The 16,379-nt window shown below is 64.2% G+C and carries 18 protein-coding genes; 11 read left to right on the forward strand and 7 right to left on the reverse strand.

Annotated elements, in window-relative coordinates:
- Positions 1 to 25 precede the first annotated feature (25 nt).
- A complete protein-coding gene (locus tag ABID26_RS30125; protein WP_292304628.1) occupies positions 26 to 256 on the reverse strand; it encodes a hypothetical protein in 231 nt (76 codons plus the stop codon).
- Between ABID26_RS30125 and ABID26_RS30130 the strand changes: the two genes are divergently transcribed.
- Both ABID26_RS30130 and ABID26_RS30135 read left to right on the forward strand, forming a co-directional pair.
- Entirely contained in the window at positions 250 to 1,176 is a 927-nt protein-coding gene (locus ABID26_RS30130; RefSeq protein WP_126096940.1) for an ABC transporter ATP-binding protein, read from the forward strand. The two genes, ABID26_RS30125 and ABID26_RS30130, sit on opposite strands and share 7 nt — an antisense overlap.
- 14 nt (positions 1,177 to 1,190) lie before the next feature.
- A complete protein-coding gene (locus tag ABID26_RS30135; RefSeq protein WP_126102476.1) occupies positions 1,191 to 1,952 on the forward strand; it encodes an ABC transporter permease in 762 nt (253 codons plus the stop codon).
- A 167-nt stretch (positions 1,953 to 2,119) separates the two neighbouring features.
- Here the strand turns inward: ABID26_RS30135 and ABID26_RS30140 are convergent, their stop codons facing one another.
- Positions 2,120 to 3,157, reverse strand: coding sequence for a phosphatidylglycerol lysyltransferase domain-containing protein (locus tag ABID26_RS30140; protein WP_292304629.1), 1,038 nt, complete (start codon positions 3,155 to 3,157; stop codon positions 2,120 to 2,122).
- 246 nt (positions 3,158 to 3,403) lie between these two features.
- Between ABID26_RS30140 and ABID26_RS30145 the strand changes: the two genes are divergently transcribed.
- Positions 3,404 to 3,889: a MarR family winged helix-turn-helix transcriptional regulator gene (locus ABID26_RS30145; RefSeq protein WP_126102477.1), complete on the forward strand. Its 486-nt coding sequence runs from the start codon at positions 3,404 to 3,406 to the stop codon at positions 3,887 to 3,889.
- Positions 3,886 to 4,566 (forward strand): GNAT family N-acetyltransferase, encoded by a 681-nt coding sequence (locus ABID26_RS30150; protein WP_126096942.1) that lies wholly within the window; start codon positions 3,886 to 3,888, stop codon positions 4,564 to 4,566. The genes ABID26_RS30145 and ABID26_RS30150 overlap by 4 nt, the downstream gene beginning before the upstream one ends.
- Before the next feature lie 271 nt (positions 4,567 to 4,837).
- On the opposite strand, the gene ABID26_RS30155 is transcribed toward ABID26_RS30150, so the two are convergent.
- Positions 4,838 to 6,835, reverse strand: coding sequence for a PhoX family protein (locus ABID26_RS30155; protein WP_292304992.1), 1,998 nt, complete (start codon positions 6,833 to 6,835; stop codon positions 4,838 to 4,840).
- 437 nt (positions 6,836 to 7,272) lie between these two features.
- On the opposite strand from ABID26_RS30155, the gene ABID26_RS30160 reads away from it, so the two are divergent.
- Entirely contained in the window at positions 7,273 to 7,611 is a 339-nt protein-coding gene (locus tag ABID26_RS30160) for a hypothetical protein (RefSeq protein WP_292345361.1), read from the forward strand.
- A 13-nt stretch (positions 7,612 to 7,624) separates the two neighbouring features.
- Positions 7,625 to 8,326 carry a phosphatase PAP2 family protein gene (locus tag ABID26_RS30165; RefSeq protein WP_292345359.1) on the forward strand — a complete coding sequence of 234 codons (702 nt, stop codon included), beginning with the start codon at positions 7,625 to 7,627 and terminating at the stop codon, positions 8,324 to 8,326.
- Positions 8,327 to 8,463: 137 nt separating this feature from the next.
- Here the strand turns inward: ABID26_RS30165 and ABID26_RS30170 are convergent, their stop codons facing one another.
- Both ABID26_RS30170 and ABID26_RS30175 read right to left on the reverse strand, forming a co-directional pair.
- Positions 8,464 to 9,390: a DMT family transporter gene (locus ABID26_RS30170; RefSeq protein WP_292345357.1), complete on the reverse strand. Its 927-nt coding sequence runs from the start codon at positions 9,388 to 9,390 to the stop codon at positions 8,464 to 8,466.
- A 102-nt stretch (positions 9,391 to 9,492) separates the two neighbouring features.
- Positions 9,493 to 10,353 carry an NHL repeat-containing protein gene (locus ABID26_RS30175; RefSeq protein WP_292345355.1) on the reverse strand — a complete coding sequence of 287 codons (861 nt, stop codon included), beginning with the start codon at positions 10,351 to 10,353 and terminating at the stop codon, positions 9,493 to 9,495.
- 113 nt (positions 10,354 to 10,466) lie between these two features.
- On the opposite strand from ABID26_RS30175, the gene ABID26_RS30180 reads away from it, so the two are divergent.
- Positions 10,467 to 11,261, forward strand: a complete 795-nt coding sequence (locus tag ABID26_RS30180; RefSeq protein ID WP_126096947.1) for a helix-turn-helix domain-containing protein — start codon at positions 10,467 to 10,469, stop codon at positions 11,259 to 11,261.
- Between the two features lie 55 nt (positions 11,262 to 11,316).
- Positions 11,317 to 12,138, forward strand: a complete 822-nt coding sequence (locus tag ABID26_RS30185) for an alpha/beta fold hydrolase (protein ID WP_292345353.1) — start codon at positions 11,317 to 11,319, stop codon at positions 12,136 to 12,138.
- A gap of 153 nt (positions 12,139 to 12,291) precedes the next feature.
- Here ABID26_RS30185 and ABID26_RS30190 read toward each other — a convergent pair whose 3' ends face one another.
- Entirely contained in the window at positions 12,292 to 13,230 is a 939-nt protein-coding gene (locus tag ABID26_RS30190; protein ID WP_354417338.1) for a CHAD domain-containing protein, read from the reverse strand.
- Entirely contained in the window at positions 13,227 to 13,700 is a 474-nt protein-coding gene (locus ABID26_RS30195) for a CYTH domain-containing protein (RefSeq protein WP_126096950.1), read from the reverse strand. Before ABID26_RS30195 ends, ABID26_RS30190 begins: the two co-directional genes overlap by 4 nt.
- Positions 13,701 to 13,790: 90 nt before the next feature.
- Between ABID26_RS30195 and ABID26_RS30200 the strand changes: the two genes are divergently transcribed.
- The 3 genes from ABID26_RS30200 to ABID26_RS30210 are packed head-to-tail and all read left to right on the forward strand — an operon-like array spanning position 13,791 to position 16,374.
- Positions 13,791 to 14,495 (forward strand): DUF1956 domain-containing protein, encoded by a 705-nt coding sequence (locus ABID26_RS30200; RefSeq protein ID WP_126096951.1) that lies wholly within the window; start codon positions 13,791 to 13,793, stop codon positions 14,493 to 14,495.
- Positions 14,492 to 15,457 (forward strand): HlyD family secretion protein, encoded by a 966-nt coding sequence (locus tag ABID26_RS30205; protein ID WP_126096952.1) that lies wholly within the window; start codon positions 14,492 to 14,494, stop codon positions 15,455 to 15,457. The genes ABID26_RS30200 and ABID26_RS30205 overlap by 4 nt, the downstream gene beginning before the upstream one ends.
- Positions 15,454 to 16,374, forward strand: coding sequence for an ABC transporter ATP-binding protein (locus ABID26_RS30210; protein ID WP_126096953.1), 921 nt, complete (start codon positions 15,454 to 15,456; stop codon positions 16,372 to 16,374). The genes ABID26_RS30205 and ABID26_RS30210 overlap by 4 nt, the downstream gene beginning before the upstream one ends.
- The last annotated feature ends 5 nt before the right edge of the window (positions 16,375 to 16,379 follow it).

Below are 16,379 nucleotides of genomic sequence, written 5' to 3' on the forward strand. Positions count from 1 at the left end.
CCGCAAAAGCCAAAATCCAGCCCGATCAGACAAAACCAATCCGATAAATGTCATCAAAATCGAAAAGGGCGCGACTTTTGCAGCGGCCTGTTAAGCCTTTGTCTTGATGCATGTCGTTATCCCAAAACCGCTGCGCACTTTTGGGCGACATGCATTGAATTGTCAGGAGCGGCATTGACTTCCTGCCTCGCGCACCGACATTCAGCGCAATAAAAATCCAAAGCACCCTTTCAGCAGCCGTTTTCAGCCATGCCATCAATCATTTCGATATCCGGTGTCACCAAGACCTATGCCACCGGCTTCAAGGCGCTGAAGGAAATCAACCTCGATATCGAGCGCGGCGAGATTTTTGCGCTGCTCGGGCCGAACGGCGCCGGCAAGACGACGCTGATCTCGATCGTCTGCGGCATCGTCAACCGATCCTCGGGCAGCGTCACCGTCGACGGCCACGATATCGGCAAGAACTACCGCGCCGCGCGCAGCCTGATCGGGCTGGTGCCGCAGGAGCTCACCATCGACGCCTTCGAGACGGTATGGGCGACGGTCAACTACAGCCGCGGCCTGTTCGGCAAGGCGCCGAACAAGGAGTTCGTCGAGAAGGTGCTGCGCGATCTCTCGCTGTGGGACAAGAAGGACGCCAAGGCGATCACGCTTTCCGGCGGCATGAAGCGCCGGCTGATGATCGCCAAAGCGCTGTCGCACGAGCCGCGCGTTCTGTTCCTCGACGAGCCGACGGCCGGCGTCGACGTAGAGCTGCGCCAGGACATGTGGGCGATGGTGCGGCGGCTGCGCGAGGATGGCGTCACCATCATCCTCACCACGCATTACATCGAAGAGGCCGAGGCGATGGCCGACCGCGTCGGCGTCATCAATCGCGGCGAGATCATCCTGGTCGAAGGCAAGGCCGAGCTGATGCGCAAGCTCGGCCGCAAGCAGATGACGATGGAGCTGCGGGCGCCGCTCAAGGCCATCCCCGATGGCCTTGAGCGCTATCCGCTGGAGCTGTCACCGGATGGTGAGCAGCTCACCTACACCTATGACAACCAGAGCGACCGGCCGGGCGTCGCCTCGCTGATCCGCGATCTCGAGGCCGCCGGCATCCAGTTCCGCGATCTCGACACCAAGAACAGCACGCTCGAAGAGATCTTCGTCAATCTTCTGAGGCAAGAGCCATGAACCTGCGCGCGACCATGAATCTTCGTGCGGTCTGGGCGATCTACCGGGTCGAGATGGCGCGCGCGTTCCGCACGGTGCTGCAGAGCATCATCTCGCCGGTCATCTCGACGTCGCTTTATTTCGTCGTCTTCGGCTCGGCGATCGGCTCGCGCATCACCGAGATCGACGGCATCAGCTACGGCGCCTTCATCGTGCCGGGGCTGATGATGCTGTCGCTTTTGACGCAGTCGATCTCGAACGCCTCCTTCGCCATCTATTTCCCGAAATTCGTCGGCTCGATCTACGAGCTTTTGTCGGCGCCGGTCTCCTATCTGGAGATCATCCTCGCCTATGTCGGGGGTGCTGCGACCAAATCGATCATGCTCGGCCTGATAATCCTGGCGACGGCGTCGCTGTTCGTGCCGCTCAGAATCGAGCACCCGTTCTGGATGATCGCCTTCCTGGTGCTGACGGCGGTGACCTTCAGCCTGTTCGGTTTCATCATCGGCATCTGGGCCAAGACCTTCGAGCAGCTGCAGCTGGTGCCGCTCCTGATCGTCACGCCGCTCACCTTCCTCGGCGGCAGCTTCTATTCGATCCATATGCTGCCCGGCATCTGGAAGACGATCACGCTGTTCAACCCGGTCGTCTACCTGATCAGCGGCTTCCGCTGGAGTTTCTACGGCAAGGCGGACGTCTCGGTCGGCGTCAGCCTCGGCATGACGCTGGTGTTCTTGGCCGTCTGCATCGCGATCGTGGCGTGGATCTTCAGGACCGGATATCGGTTGAGGAATTGAACGGAAACGTTGCCTTTGAGCCGCGACTAGGTCTGTTGAGATTCAGGTTAGGCCGAGTCGAAAATGGTGGTCTCCGAGAACCGGAGCGGAGCGTACTTAAGTACGTGAGCACCGGAAGCGCAGGAGACCGCCATTTGCAGGCCGGCATCACCTGAATATCGACGGACCTAGATCGCCTTGATCAGCCGCAGCAGCCCCAGCATCTCCATCAGCGTGCCTCTGCGGAAGGCGACGTAGGTCGGCTCCTCCAGCCCATGGAAGCGGCGCTTGAAGGCGGCCTGGCCCTGCAGATTGAAGCGCGAGCGGTTGACCCAGGGCGACTCGTAGGCGCGCTGGAAGGCGCCGCGCCAGAAGCTCGATTCGGCAAAGCCGCTCGGCTCGACATCGAGCAGTGGCGACAGACCCAGCGTGACGACCGAAATGCCTTCCTCGCGAAAACGGTCGACGGCGAATTTGGTCAGGCCGATCTCGGAATGCGGCGTGGCGTCGACATGCTTGCGCTTGAAGGCGGTGGTGTAGCCGATGACCTTGCCGTCGCTGAACAGCGGATCGAAATCGAGGATGGCGACGAGCTCACCCTCCGGACCGTGCAGGACGAAGCGGCGCATGTCGGCGCCGAGATGGTCGGCGAAGGGGCGATTGAGGAAGCCCATCTCCCAGCGCTTGACGATGCGCTCGCCGCGCCAGTTCTCGGAAAGCCGCGAAACCTCGTCGAGGAGCATGTTTTTTCTGTCCTCGGCGAAGGTGAAGCCCTTCTTCGCCAGCCAGCGCTCGGAATAACGCACGGTTTCGTTGCGCTTGCCGGAAAAGTCATGCGCCGGCAGCTGCAGCCTGGTGTCGACGCCCAGCCGGTTGACCTGATAGCCGAGGCCGGCCAGCACCTTTGCGGTGGCGGCGCCGATCTGCACGAACCAGGGGCCGCCGGCGGCCTCGACGAAGCGCTTGATGTAGCCGGGCCGCTCCGACGGATCGACCACCGGATCGCCAAGCGCGAAATGGTGCTTCATCTTGCTGCCGAAGGCGATGTAGCCGTCGCCGTCGCTGAAATAGGACAGTTTTTGCTGCACGGCGGTCGAATAGGCAAGCGAGAAGTCGCCGTGCCGCCGAACCATCGCCAGGCGCTCGAGATGGGTCAGCTCGCGGCGCGGCACCTTGGGCGCCGCGCCTTCAAGTAACCTGTCGATATGTTTGCGCAGGGAGGGCATGAGCTTCCGCGTGCCGATGAACACAGACCCGCAGCCCACGGGCTCGAATCAGTCGCCTTGGCGCGACCGATTGTCGGTCATGTCGCGCCAGCGCCATATAGGATGCTATCGGCCGCGAATGAAGAGGAAATGTCTGCCGTCCGATGCAGCGATCGGCACCGATCAGCTTGCGCCGCGAAGGCATATTGCCGAGTTCTATGCAATGTTATATATCAAGTTATAGTTCCTTGTTCGGACAGCTCGGCCATGGAAGACGTCTTGCGATCTCTCGGCTTTCTCTGCCTCGGCAGCCGGCTGAAGCGCATTGGCGAGCAACTGCAGGCCGACACGCAGCGCGTGCTCGACCGCTTGGATGTGCGTGTCCAGTCGAGCCAGTACCCTCTGCTCGCCGCGCTCGACAGGCTGGGGCCGCTGCCGGTCGGCGAGCTGGCGCAGTCTCTCGGCATCGCGCAGCCGGGCGTGACGCGCAGCGTGTCGCTGCTGACCGAACTGGGCCTGGTCGAGGTCACGCAATCGAACGACGACCAGCGGCGCAGGATCGTCTCGCTGTCGCGGAACGGCCAGCGGCTGGTCGACACCGCGAAGCGTGACGTCTGGCCGCGCATCGAGGACGCGGTCGCGGAATTGTGCGCGGACCTCTCCGGGCCGCTGCTTGGTCAGCTCGCCGCCATCGAGGATCGGTTGGCCGCAACCCCGCTCGATCGCCGTGCCGAGAAGGCTGGTGTGCCATGAAACACGTTCTCGACCGTCCCATCTGGAGCGCGCTCGCGACGCGCCATCAGGCCTTCGCGGAAGGCGGCAGCCTCGCCCGGCGGTACCGGCCGTCGATCGTTCCTTTCGCCGCCACGGCGGCGGACGATGCCGAAAGCCTGCGGGCCCTGGGCAAGCTGCTCCCACCGCTTGAAAGCGCCATCCTGGTTCAGACGGATAAAATCATCCTGCCTGCGGAGCTTGCCGCGATTTCGACGGCGTCGCTGGTGCAGATGGTCGCAGAGCAGCCGGTTGGGACAGTGTCCGATGAGCGCGTGCAACAGCTGACCGAGGCCGATGCCGCCGAGATGCTGGCTCTGGCGTCGCTCACCAAGCCAGGTCCGTTCACGCTGGAGGCCTTGAGCCTCGGCGAGTTCTGGGGCGTGAAGATCGACGGCAGGCTCGCGGCGATGGCCGGCGAGCGCATGAAGCAGCCCGGCTACACCGAACTCAGCGGCGTTTGCTCGCATCCGGATTTCCGCGGCGGCGGCCTTGCCAGGCTGCTGTCGCTCTTCGTGGCGAACCGGATCATGGCGCGGGGCGAGGTTCCTTATCTCCACGCCTATGACAGCAACGTCGCTGCCGTCAGGCTCTACGAGTCGATCGGCTTCCGGCTGAGAACCACCCTGAACATGGCGGTGGTGCAACGCGCGGGATAGTTGACCTAGGAGATTGGCTCGAAGGCGCGATGGCTTCGTCATCCACGGGCGAAGCGGGCGCGTAGACCCGAGGATCCATTCCGTGACTTCGAGGCGCTGCGACGGTGCAGAATTCTGCTCCGCTGCGCCCTGCGTCCGAGGTAACGGAATGGATCCCAGGGTCTCCGCGACGGAGCTTCGCTCCTGCTTCGCCCTGGGATGACGACGTTGGGGAGGCTTCGGCCAATCCCCAACGTCAGCGATGGTGCCCTTGCCGCAGAGTCTCTGTCTCTCAAACCGCGATCTTGCCGCCGCCCTGCTTGGTGATGGCGACGACCGAAGGCCGCACCGGCATGTCCGGCTTGAAGTCCGGCCAGCGGGTCGACAGGTCCTCATAGTAGGAGGGGCGGCCGAAGGCCTCCCAGTCCTCGCCGCCGTCGCCCGGATGCTGGACGGCGACGAAGGCGGTCTGGTCGTCCGGGGCGAACAGCGGGCCGCACATTTCGGCGCCGATCGGCACGCGGAAAAACAGTTTCGACGTCGCCCGCGCGGCGCCTTCCGTGTCGACCGCCCACAGGCCATCGGTGCGGCCGGTGGCTTTCGGACCCTGGCCGTCGGTGGCGACCCAGAGCCGGCCGGCCGAATCGACGGCGCAATTGTCCGGCATGCCGAACCAGCCATTGGCGGTGGTCGCCGTCGAGAAGGTGGCACCGACATCGGCAACGGAAGGATCGCCGCATTTCAAGAGCACTTCCCACTTGCCCTTGGTGGCGGCGAAATCACCGCCATCCTCGACGATCTCGATGATGTGGCCGAAGACGTTTTCGGCGCGCGGGTTGGCAGCGTCGACCTGGTCTGACTTGCGCTTGGAATTGTTGGTCAGCATCACATAGACCTTGCCGTTGCCGGCATTGGGCTGGATGTCTTCCGGCCGGTCCATCTTGGTGGCCCCGAGCAGGTCGGCGGCGCGGCGCGTCTCGATCAGCACGTCGGCCTGGCCGGCGAAGCCGTTCTCCGCCGTCAGCGGGCCCTGACCAAACACGATCGGCATCCATTCGACCGAGCCGTCCTCGGCGAACTTCGCCACATGCAACGTGCCGTCGTCGAGCAGGTTCATGTTGGCCGCGAGGTCATTGGGATTGAACTTACCAGCGGTGACGAACTTGTAGACATAGTCGAAGCGCTCGTCGTCGCCGAGATAGAAGACGACACGGCCGTCCCTGGCGACGATCGATTCGGCCCCTTCATGCTTGAAGCGGCCCATGGCGGTGCGCTTCCGCGGCACCGAATTCGGGTCGTTGACGTCGACCTCGACGATCCAGCCGAAGCGATTGGGCTCGTTCGGTTCCTTGGCGAGGTCGAAGCGGTCGTAATGCGCGCCCCATTCATAGGCGCCTTCCGGGATGCCGAGCCGCTTGTAGTTGGCGGCCTCCTTGTGGCCTTCCGGCAATTCGCCCGAGAAATAGCCGTGGATGTTTTCCTCGGCCATCACATAGGTGCCCCAGGGCGTGACGCCGCCGGCGCAGTTGTTGAGCGTGCCGATGACCTTGGTGCCGGACGGGTCGGCATTGGTCTTGACGCGGTCATGGCCGGCGACCGGACCGGAAAGCGCCATCTCGGTGGTGGACATGATGCGGCGGTTGAGCTTGCCGTCGCGCACCACCTGCCATTTGCCGCCTTCCTTGCGGATCTCGACGATGGTGCCGCCATGAGCGGCCATCTCGACATCGACCTGCTCCTTGCTGAGCGGCGCCAGCTCGGCGGCCTTCTTGCCATCCTTCTCGACGATCTTGACGATGCCCGGGAACATCAAATGCGGATTGGTATATTCGTGGTTGACGACCAGCAGGCCATGCTCGGCCGAGCCGTCGATCGGGATATAGCCGACATAGTCGTTGTTGTAGCCGAACTGCCTGGCCTGGGCCTCGGCCGACTGCTTCACCGGATCGAATTCCGGCGAATCGGCAAACAACGGATCGCCCCAGCGCAAGAGCACGTCGGCATCGTAGCCCGGGGCGACATGATGCTTGTCGTCGATGCCGGCTTCGAGCTCGTCGAATTTGAAGGCGGAGCCCTCGGTCGCGCGCGCCTCGTCGGCGGCGACGAGCGCCAGCGGGCTGACGGTGGCGGCGATGGCCGAGACGGCCAGCGAACCCTTCAGGAAACCGCGGCGCGAGAAGCGCGCGGCGATGATCTCGCCCATGGTGCGGTTGTCGGTGGGGTTGACGGACGGGCCGTCATTCTCCTCGAGCTGGCTGGTGCGGAAGCGGGTTTCAGGGGATTGGGTCATGGGCTGTCCTCTGGCTTCTTGAGGTGGCTGGAACTGTGACCCGTCGATCCCTAAAGGCAGCCGATCACATTTTCGTGACATGGCTTCGACGTACCACCCGGTGATTGGCGAAGCCGTCGATGTCGGCCCTTTCTCCCCGTCACTATACGGGGAGAAATGCCCGGCAGGGCAATGAGGGGCGGAGCCGACCTAGCAAACAGAGGCGCCGTGACGATCGCTTCAAGCAAGGACAACGCCCGGCGTGTAATGCTGATGGCCAACGCTGGCGCCGCCCCTCATCCGCCTGCCGGCACCTTCTCCCCGTATAATGACGGGGAGAAGGGGGCTGGCCGCGGCCTTCGCTCTTGTCCTCCACTGCTCGGCTTGACGGCTCCACGCGCTTGGGAAACAAGGACGGCGACGGGCGCGGCGAAGGCCGCTTCGAGAGGGGATGAAACGTGAGTTTCTGGGGCTTGACGCAGCTTGGCGTTTCGACGGTGATCTTCCTTTTTGCGGCGATGGCGGCCAAGCAATGGGGGCTGGCGCCGAGCCTGGCCAAGATCCTGCTGACCCTCGCGCTCTATTCCGCGGGCAATCTGATAATGCTCAGGCTGATCCGAGAATTCGGCATGTCGGTGTCGTTCAGCCTGTCGGCGGTGATCCAACTGGTGTCGGTGAACGTCGTTGCACTGGTCTTTTTCGGCGAACGTTTGAATGCATTGCAGGCCACCGGCGTCGTGCTGGCGATCGCCGCCGTCGCGCTGATCACGCTCGGGCCCTATATGCAGCGGCTATAGCTGGACCCTCCGAATGAAATCGACCGCCAACGCGCTGCTCAACAGAATAGAATTCCCGGTGCTGCTGGCCGGGCTGGTGATCGCCGGCGGTCTATGGGGCCTGGTCGAGCTCATGGAGGTGGCGCGCGCCACCGCTCCGCACGCCTTCGACACGGAAATCCTGCTCGCCTTCCGCCATGCCGGGCAGCCGGACAGTCCGATCGGTCCGCCCTGGCTGGAAGGCGCGGTGCGTGACGTCACCGCGCTCGGCAGTTCCGCCGTCCTGGTGCTGATCACCAGCGCGGTTATCGTCTATCTGCTGCTGATCCGGCGTCCTACCACGGCGTTGCTCATGTTCGTGGCCGTCGCCGGCGGACAGGTGCTTTCCAGCCTGCTCAAGTTCGAGGTCTACCGGCCGCGGCCCGATCTCGTCTCGCATCTCGTCAACGAGACGTCGCTCTCCTTCCCCAGCGGCCATGCGATGCTGTCGGCGGTGACCTATCTTACCCTCGGCTCGCTGGCGGCCCGCTTCCTGCCGGACCGCAGGACCAAGATCTTCGTGCTCGCCCTGGCCGTGCTCGTCACGGTGCTGGTCGGAACCAGCCGCGTCTATCTCGGCGTGCATTGGCCGTCGGACGTGCTTGCCGGCTGGTGCGCCGGCTTCGCTTGGGCCATGTTGTGCTGGCTTGCGGCGCGCCTGCTGCAGCGGCGCAAGGTGATGGCGGACACGGAGTGATGTATTGAATGATGCGAGCGAGCGCGGAGGCGGAGGCGCGCGCCTCAAGTCTATCGCGGCGCAAAACCGCAGGGCCGAGCCGCAGTCGACATCAAACCGTGGCGGCATCCGGGATTTGCCGGCCAGTGAGATGCTTCTCAAACCGCCGCTTCGATCGGCTCGGCAAGTTTCGGATTTGCGCGCGCAGCGATCAGGCAGCCGGCGACGATCAGGCACGCCCCTGCCAGCGTGGTCCAGGCCACCTCCTCGCCGAAGAAAAACCAGCCGAGCGCGATCGCCCAGATGAAGGCCGAGTATTCCGTCGGGATCAGATATTGCGCTTCGGCGCGGGCGTAGGCCCAACTCATCAGGAACTGGCCGGAAAGCGACAGCAACGCCACCCCGACCAGGGGAAGCCAGAGGTCCCTCGGCAGCGCAACGGCGAGCCACGGCGCGGCAAGACCAAGGATGATTGCGAGGCAGAGGTTCTGGAACAGCATGATCTCGATCGGCTTGGCCAACAGCGCCTGTTGCCGGGAGAGGATCAGATTGTAGGCATAGAACACCGTCGATGCGAGCACCGCTGCCGTGCCGAGCAGGGCATCCTGCGAATGCCCGGCCTGGCCGAACTGACCGGCCAATATGATCGCGACGCCCGCGATGCCGGCCAGCGACGCCCACACGGCCTGGCGCCTTATGCGTTCGCCCAGCAGCAGCGCGGCGAGGAAAAGAGCAAACAGGGGCGCGACAAAGCTGAGCCCGATCGCCTCGGCGAGCGGCAGCCTGGCGAGACCCCAGAAGAACGAGAGCAGGACGATGCCGACAATCGCGGCGCGCAGCGCATGCAGCCCCAGCACCGGAAGGGTCGGCTTCGAGCGCGGCCCTGCCGACCAGGCCGCGCCCGCGACCAGGGTCGCGACCATGCTGCGCCACAGCACCGTGTTGTAGACGCCCACCGCAATGACCAGCGACTTCATTGCCGCGTCCATCCCGGACAGCAGGAAGATCGCCAGCGCGCATACCAGCACTGGGATCGTCGGGGAAACGGCGCCGGTAAGGCTGGATGTCTTCACGGCTTCGCTCATGAAATGGGATCGCAGCCCGATATCCCGGGGCGGACGGCGTGGCCAGATGGCAGCGCCGTCGATATGGCGGTCCAATCTCGGTTAGCGTGTTCCCGCCCGCTCTCAGTCGATCTTCAGAGCCGTCACCTCGCCTTCGTTCATCAGCGGGACATAGATGGTCGAGCTGCCGTCGGTGCCGATGTCTGCGCTGCCCGGCTTGAAGGAAGCGACAACCTCGGGCTTGCCGCCGGCCCGGTAGCTGTAGAGCGTGCCGGTCATGTAGGCGGTGGCGTAGATAGTGTCGCCGATGGCGATGACGCCGTCGAGATCGGCGAATCTTTGGGCGCCGGGCAGCGGCGTCACCTTCCTGCCGGCGAGATCGACCGCCAGCAGCCCGCCGGGCTCCGCGGTGCTGAAGTCGGGCTTGATGCCCTTGCCCCAGGACGCAACGATCAGCCGGTCGCCGTCGGCGAAGACGCCGTTGGGCGAGGCGAGCAGCGCATCCTTGACGAACAGCTCCGGCTTGCCGCCGTCGATGCGGTAGATCGTGTCGGCCAGCATGTCGGTGACATAGACCTTGCCCGAGGCATCGGCCGTCATGTCGTTGAGGAAGACGGCGCCGGGCACGTCGATGCTGGAGACCAGCTTGCCGCTGGCGAGATCGACGATGCGAACCTTGGTGATGTCGGCGGCGTAAAGCTTGCCGCCCGAGATCGCCATGCCCTTGGGCGCGTCCATGCCGTCCACCCAGTGCCTGGCGACGACCTTGCCGTCCATGGACAGCAGCGACAAATAGCCGTTGCCGTCCGCTTTGCCTGGATTGCCGACGATGTTGGAGACGACGATGCGCTTGTTGGCGGCGTCTACAAGCGCCGATTCCGGCTGTTCGAAGCCCGATGCGCGCCATATCTCGCCGGCCTGGACGGCGGGAGCCGTTGCGATGCCGACGATGACGAGAAGGGCCGAAGCGATGAGGGTTTTCATGAGTGCTCTCCTGTGATGACGGCGGAGAGCTAGGTTTTTCGATACTTTCCTGGAAGACGGTTCAAGCCTAGTATCGAAGATCGATACGAATTCGCGCAGATGAGGTGCATTCCATGAACGGTCCGATCTTCGAGGCGCTGAAACGGACGCTGAAGGCCAAGGGCCTGACCTACCGGACGCTGGCCGAGCGCATGGGCGTATCCGAGCCGACGGTGAAGCGCATCTTCCATGAGCGGAACTGCAAGCTCGACCGGCTGATGGAGATCTGCGCCGCGGCGGAAGTGGAACTGGAGAATGTGCTGGGTTCGATGAACCGGGGGCCGGGACCGGCCAACCACGTCGCGCCGGAGATCGAACGCAAACTGGCGGCGCGGCCGGCGCTGCTCTTCGTCTTCATCATGCTGTCGGAAAAATTCACGCCCGAAGGCATCATGCGCTCGCAAGGCCTGAGCGAGGCCTCGATGTTCCTCTATCTGCGCGATCTGGAAGAGCTCGGCCTGGTGGCGCTCGGGCGCGGCCTGTCGGCGAGGCTGCTGGTGGAGACGCCGATCCAATGGGATTTCGAGGGGCCGCTGAAGCCGCATTTCGAGACGACCAACAAGAACTTCATCGGCTGGGCGATCGGCCATATGGAACGGCAGGCAACCTTCGTCAGCTTCTCGCGGCGGATGCGGCCGGAGACGGCGGAAATGGTGCGGCGGGAGGCGGAGGACCTGGCGGAACGCGCAAGGCTGCTTGCCCACCACGACCAGCACACCACGCCGGAAGACCAGCTCATCGGTTACAAATGGACCTTTGCCTTCGGGGCGACGCCATTTCCGGCGATCATGCCGATCGGGCCGCACCCGCGGGATGCGGGTGCCCGGGCGGGTGGCGGGGTGAAAGGAAGACGACCGCTCCCGGCGTAATAGTTGAAATCTAGCGCTTGGTACCCGCAGTCTAGAAAACCAGGGCGAGTATTGGATGTCGTGGAAACTCGATGAGACCGTGCGTACATCTGCGGGCACAGTGGCAGCGGGTCGACTTGGTAGCGGGCCTGCACTCGTGCTGGCTCATGGTTGGCCTTGGTCTTCGTTCTCATGGCATCGGATCATCCCGGACCTTGCAAGGCGGTATCGCGTCCATTGGTATGACATGCCTGGATACGGGCAATCCGAAAAGGATGCGGGGCAGCGCACGTCACTCGATGTGCAAGGAAAGATATTCGCCGAGATGCTTGCGTATTGGGATATCGAACGTCCCATCGTCATTGCGCACGATATGGGTGGAGCGACAACGCTGCGGGCGCATTTGCTGCATGGCTGCGACTTCGACCGGTATCTGCTGATGAATGTTGTCGCGATGCGCCCTTGGGGATCGGAGTTCTTCGATCATGTGGGTCGCCATGTGGATGCCTTTCGGGGCCTGCCGCCGCATATCCACAGAGCGGTCGTAGAGGCCTACATCAAGGGAGCCATCGTAAACGACATCGATTCCGGAGATTTCGAGAAGCTTGTCGAGCCGTGGCTTTCCGAGGAAGGGCGCGCGAGCTTCTATCGCCAATTCGCGCAAGCCGATGAAAGATATACCGCCGAAGTCGAGCCCATGTTTGGGGACATACGCTGTCCGGTAAAGATAATCTGGGGCGAGGACGATCCATGGATTCCGCTGAAGCGAGGCAAAGCGCTTCATGCGTTGATCCCGCAGGCGTCGTTCGAAACGCTGCCTGGCGTCGGCCACCTGCCTCAGCTTGAAGCTCCGGATCTGGTGCTGACGCGACTGCAGGCATTTTCAGGCGGGACTTGATGACATCTCCGCAAGGAACCAGTCATCGATGGTTTCGTCAGCCTTGGCGGCCGCAAAAAATCTTCCTCCCCTGCGGGAGGGTTAGGGATGGGATATGCGACCGGAGTTTGTTGCCTGACATAGCCCTGGGAGAGACCGGATTTTCGCTCCAAGTCAGCCGACGGCCGCGGCTGCGTCTTCCCGCTGGCCGGCGAGATCGTCGCGCGCCTTGCGCGCGAGCTTTTTGGCCGAGCGCCTGGGGCTGTCGCCGAACAAGTCGGCGGCATCGGCAAGGCAGGCCTTGCCGAGGCTCTTTTCCGAGCGTTTCAGGAGCTTGCGCAGAAGCTTCGTATCTTCCGGCGGGCCGAGCGGCTCGCCATCGGCGTCGAGCAGCGCGCGCATGACGAAGACATCATGCAGTTCGCCGAGCAGCTCGCCAAGCTTGTCGACGGCCTTGCGGCGCGCCTTGATCGGCGTCGGCCACAGGCGGCCGAGCAGCGACAGATGCATCGAGTGCGTCTTGGCCGCCTTGCGCAGATCGTGAAAGTCATCGGCCTCGCCGCGCGAGCCGGCCTTGTCCAGCGCCTTTTTCGCCCGCCGCAAGGTGGCGCGGGCGCCTTCGGCCAGGATGTCGGCAGCCTGCTCGGGCTGGTCGGGCAGGGCCAGCTTGTCGATCCGCTCCAGCCCTTCCTGGCAGGCGGTGACGGCGGCATTGATGGCGGCATCGAGGCCGGGACCGGCATGGAGCTCATGCTGGCGCAGCAGCAGCCGATCGCGGACGGGGTCGAGACCGCCGCCGGCGGTCTGTTCCGGAAAGGCATCCGCCAGGCGGTCGATGGTCTCGATGAGAGCGGTGGCCTCGCGCGGGCCGGAAAGCAGCGCCGACACCTGCTTATAACATTCGTTTTCGGTCTGGCAGAACGGTTCGTCTCCGGAACGAACCAGGCGCAGCAAGGCACGGATGCTCTTCAGCCGCTTGCGGCATTTGTGCAGTCCCTGTTCCGGCTTGTCGCGCGCCGTCTCAAGATGGCCGAGCGCCCTGCCAATCTCGTCGGCCAATATGCGCCTGACCTCGCCGGTCAGCGGCAAGCGCGGATCGATGCGAAAGCTCATGCGGCGATCTCCGGAATCTCCCCGAGGGCCAGCGACGCGTTGTAGAATTTCTGTTCGCCGGTGACCTCGCGGCCGAGCCAGTCGGGCAGCATTTCGTCAGGTACGTCCTCCGGCGTCTCCAGCTCCGCGACCACGAGCCCCGAGAGCACTCCGCCGAACACATCGACTTCGTAGAGATAGCCACGGTGTCTAACATGGTGGCGTGTCTTCTCGATGACACGCCCGATGGCGAACGCCATCAATTCCTCGGCCTCGTGTAGAGGGATCGGATATTCGAACTCGTCGCGCTCGCGCGCCCTGTCGCCGAACTTCAACGTCAGCTCGGCGGAACGCCCGTCGCTGATGCGGACACGCACCGTGCGGCCGGGCTGCGCGGCGACGTAGAACTGGCGAATGCGGATATCCGCCTCGACCAGGCTACGCCAAGCGGGATCAGAGACCAGGAACTTGCGCTCGACTTCCTTGCCCATGGCCGCGCACTAAAGCCCGCGCGGACGGAGATGGCAAGCCGAGTCGGGATTCAATTTGACTTTAATCAATCGATTGATTAAACTAATGTCATGGGCAAGCAAACGAACGTCAAAAGGCCACAACGCGAGGCCTCTCCCGCCGATCAAACGCGCGCGGCGCTTGTCCATGCCGCGCTCAAGCTGTTCGGACGGCAGGGCTTCGACGGCACCTCGACGCGCGAGATCGCGGCCGAGGCCAAGGCCAATATCGGCTCCATCGCCTATCATTTCGGCGGCAAGGAAGGTTTACGCGCCGCCGCCGCCGACTTCATCGTCGAGACCATCCAGGGGATCGCTGGCCAGGCGCTCGGTGCGCCCCAAGCGGCCGCGGCCTCAAACCCGGAAGCCGCACGGGCGCAACTCTTTGCCGCGCTGGAGCGGATGGTCGGCTTTGTCGTGGCAAGCCCCCAGGCCGGCGAGATCGTACAATTCGTACTCCGCGAGCTGTCGCACCCGACGGCGGCTCTCGACCGCATCTATGCCGGCGTTTTCGAGCCGACGCATCGCCGGCTTTGCCAGATCTGGGAACAGGCGACCGGCGAGCCGGCAGAGAGCGAGAATACCAAGCTCACCGTGTTCACCGTTATCGGCCAGGTCATTTATTTCCGGATCGGGCGCGAGGCGGTGATGCGCAGGATGGGCTGGCGCGAGATCGGCGACAAAGAGGCCGCCAAGGTCGTGGCGGTCGCGACCGACAACCTCAGGGCAATGCTGGCGGCGCGTGTGCCGGCCGCCGGCAGGAAGGGCAAATCATGAGTTTTCTCTGCTCCCTGCCGCTTGCGGCGCAATTGTTCGGCGCCTGCGCGCCGGCGGCGCCGCTCGCCGTCGGCTATGTCGAGGGCGAATACGTGCTGCTCGCGCCGATCGAGGTGGCGCAGGTCGAGACGGTCGCCGTCACGCGCGGCGACCGCGTCGAGCCGGGTGCTCCGGTGGTGACGCTGGAAAGCGCCGACGCCAAGATCGCCGTAGTGCAGGCTGAGGCAGCACTCGCACAGGCTAAGGCCCAGCTCGCCGATCTGCAGGTCGGCAAGCGCCCGGAAGAGATAGCGGTGCTCAAGGCCGAGGTCGACATGGCGAAGGCGCAGGCCGCCGACGCCAAGCGCAAATATGACCGCGCCAGCGACCTCTACAAGCGCGGCACCGGCACGCAGGCCGACTACGACACCGCTTCGGCTTCGCTGGAGACGGCCAACGCGCAGGTCGGCCAGGCGGAGGCCAACCTCGCCGTCGGCGGCCTGCCGGCGCGGGCCGAGACGATCAAGGCGGCCGAGAACCAGGTCAAGCAGGCGCAATCGGAACTGGGACAGGCCGAGTGGCGCCTGTCGAAGCGCGTGCTGACGGCACCTTCCCCCGGCCGCGTCAACGATGTCATCCGCAATCCGGGCGACACCGCCGGACCGACCGCGCCGGTGCTCTCGATGCTGCCGGACGGCGCCGTGAAGCTCAGCGTCTATGTGCCGGAGGCCGCCTTCTCCTCGGTCAAGGTCGGCACATTGCTCAGCGTCCGTTGCGACGGCTGCGGGCCGGATGTGAAGGCGCGCGTCAGCTATGTGTCGCCCGATCCGGAATTCACCCCGCCGGTGATCTACTCGCTGGAGAACCGGCAGAAGCTGGTGTTTCTGGTCGAGGCGCGGCCGGAGGGCGGTGCCGGCCCGCTGCAGCCCGGCCAGATCGTCGATGTCGACTTGGCGGACCTCGGGGCGGACCTCGGAAAATGAGCGTCATCGACGTCCGCGGACTGGTCAAGCGCTTTGGCGACAAGACCGTCGTCGACCATGTGACGATGACGGTCGCCGAGGGCGAGATAGTCGGCTTCCTCGGGCCGAACGGCTCGGGCAAGACGACGACCATCCGCATCATGTGCGGGCTTTTGACGCCGGACGAGGGCGAGGGCACGGTGCTGGGGTTCGACATCCTTACCGATGCGCTGAGGATCAAGCGCGAAGTCGGCTACATGACGCAGAAGTTCTCGTTCTACGAGGATCTGACGATCGGCGAAAATCTCGAATTCGTGGCGCGGCTGTACCGGCTGAGGCCGGTCGAGCACTATGTGTCGCGCACGCTGCAGGATCTCGGCCTGGCGACGCGCCGAAACCAGCTGGCCGGAACGCTTTCCGGCGGCTGGAAGCAGCGGCTGGCTCTGGCCGCCTGCATTATGCACCAGCCGAAACTGCTGCTGCTCGACGAGCCGACGGCGGGCGTCGACCCGAAAGCGCGGCGCGAGTTCTGGGACGAGATCCACAGGCTGGCGAGCGGCGGACTGACGGTGCTCGTCTCCACCCACTACATGGACGAAGCCGAGCGCTGCCACCGCATCAGCTACATCTCCTACGGCAAGATGCTCGCCACCGGCACGGTGGACGAGGTGGTGAGGAATGCCGGCCTGACCACCTTCGTGCTGCAGGGACCGCGTCTCGACCAGGTCGCCGAGGCGCTGCAGGGCCGCCCCGGCGTCGATCAGGTGGCGCCGTTCGGCGCGACGCTGCATGTCGTCGGCTCCGACAAGGCGGCGCTGGAAAAGGCGCTTGCCGATGTCGAGAAGGAACACAAGGGCGTGACGGTGACGCCGGGCGAGACCAGCCTGGAAGACGTCTTCATCCAGTTCATGTCCGGCTCGAAGGACAACATGGCATGAAAGAT

Origin of the sequence: Mesorhizobium shonense (assembly GCF_040545255.1) — a bacterium.
Taxonomy (GTDB): Bacteria; Pseudomonadota; Alphaproteobacteria; order Rhizobiales; family Rhizobiaceae; genus Mesorhizobium; species Mesorhizobium shonense.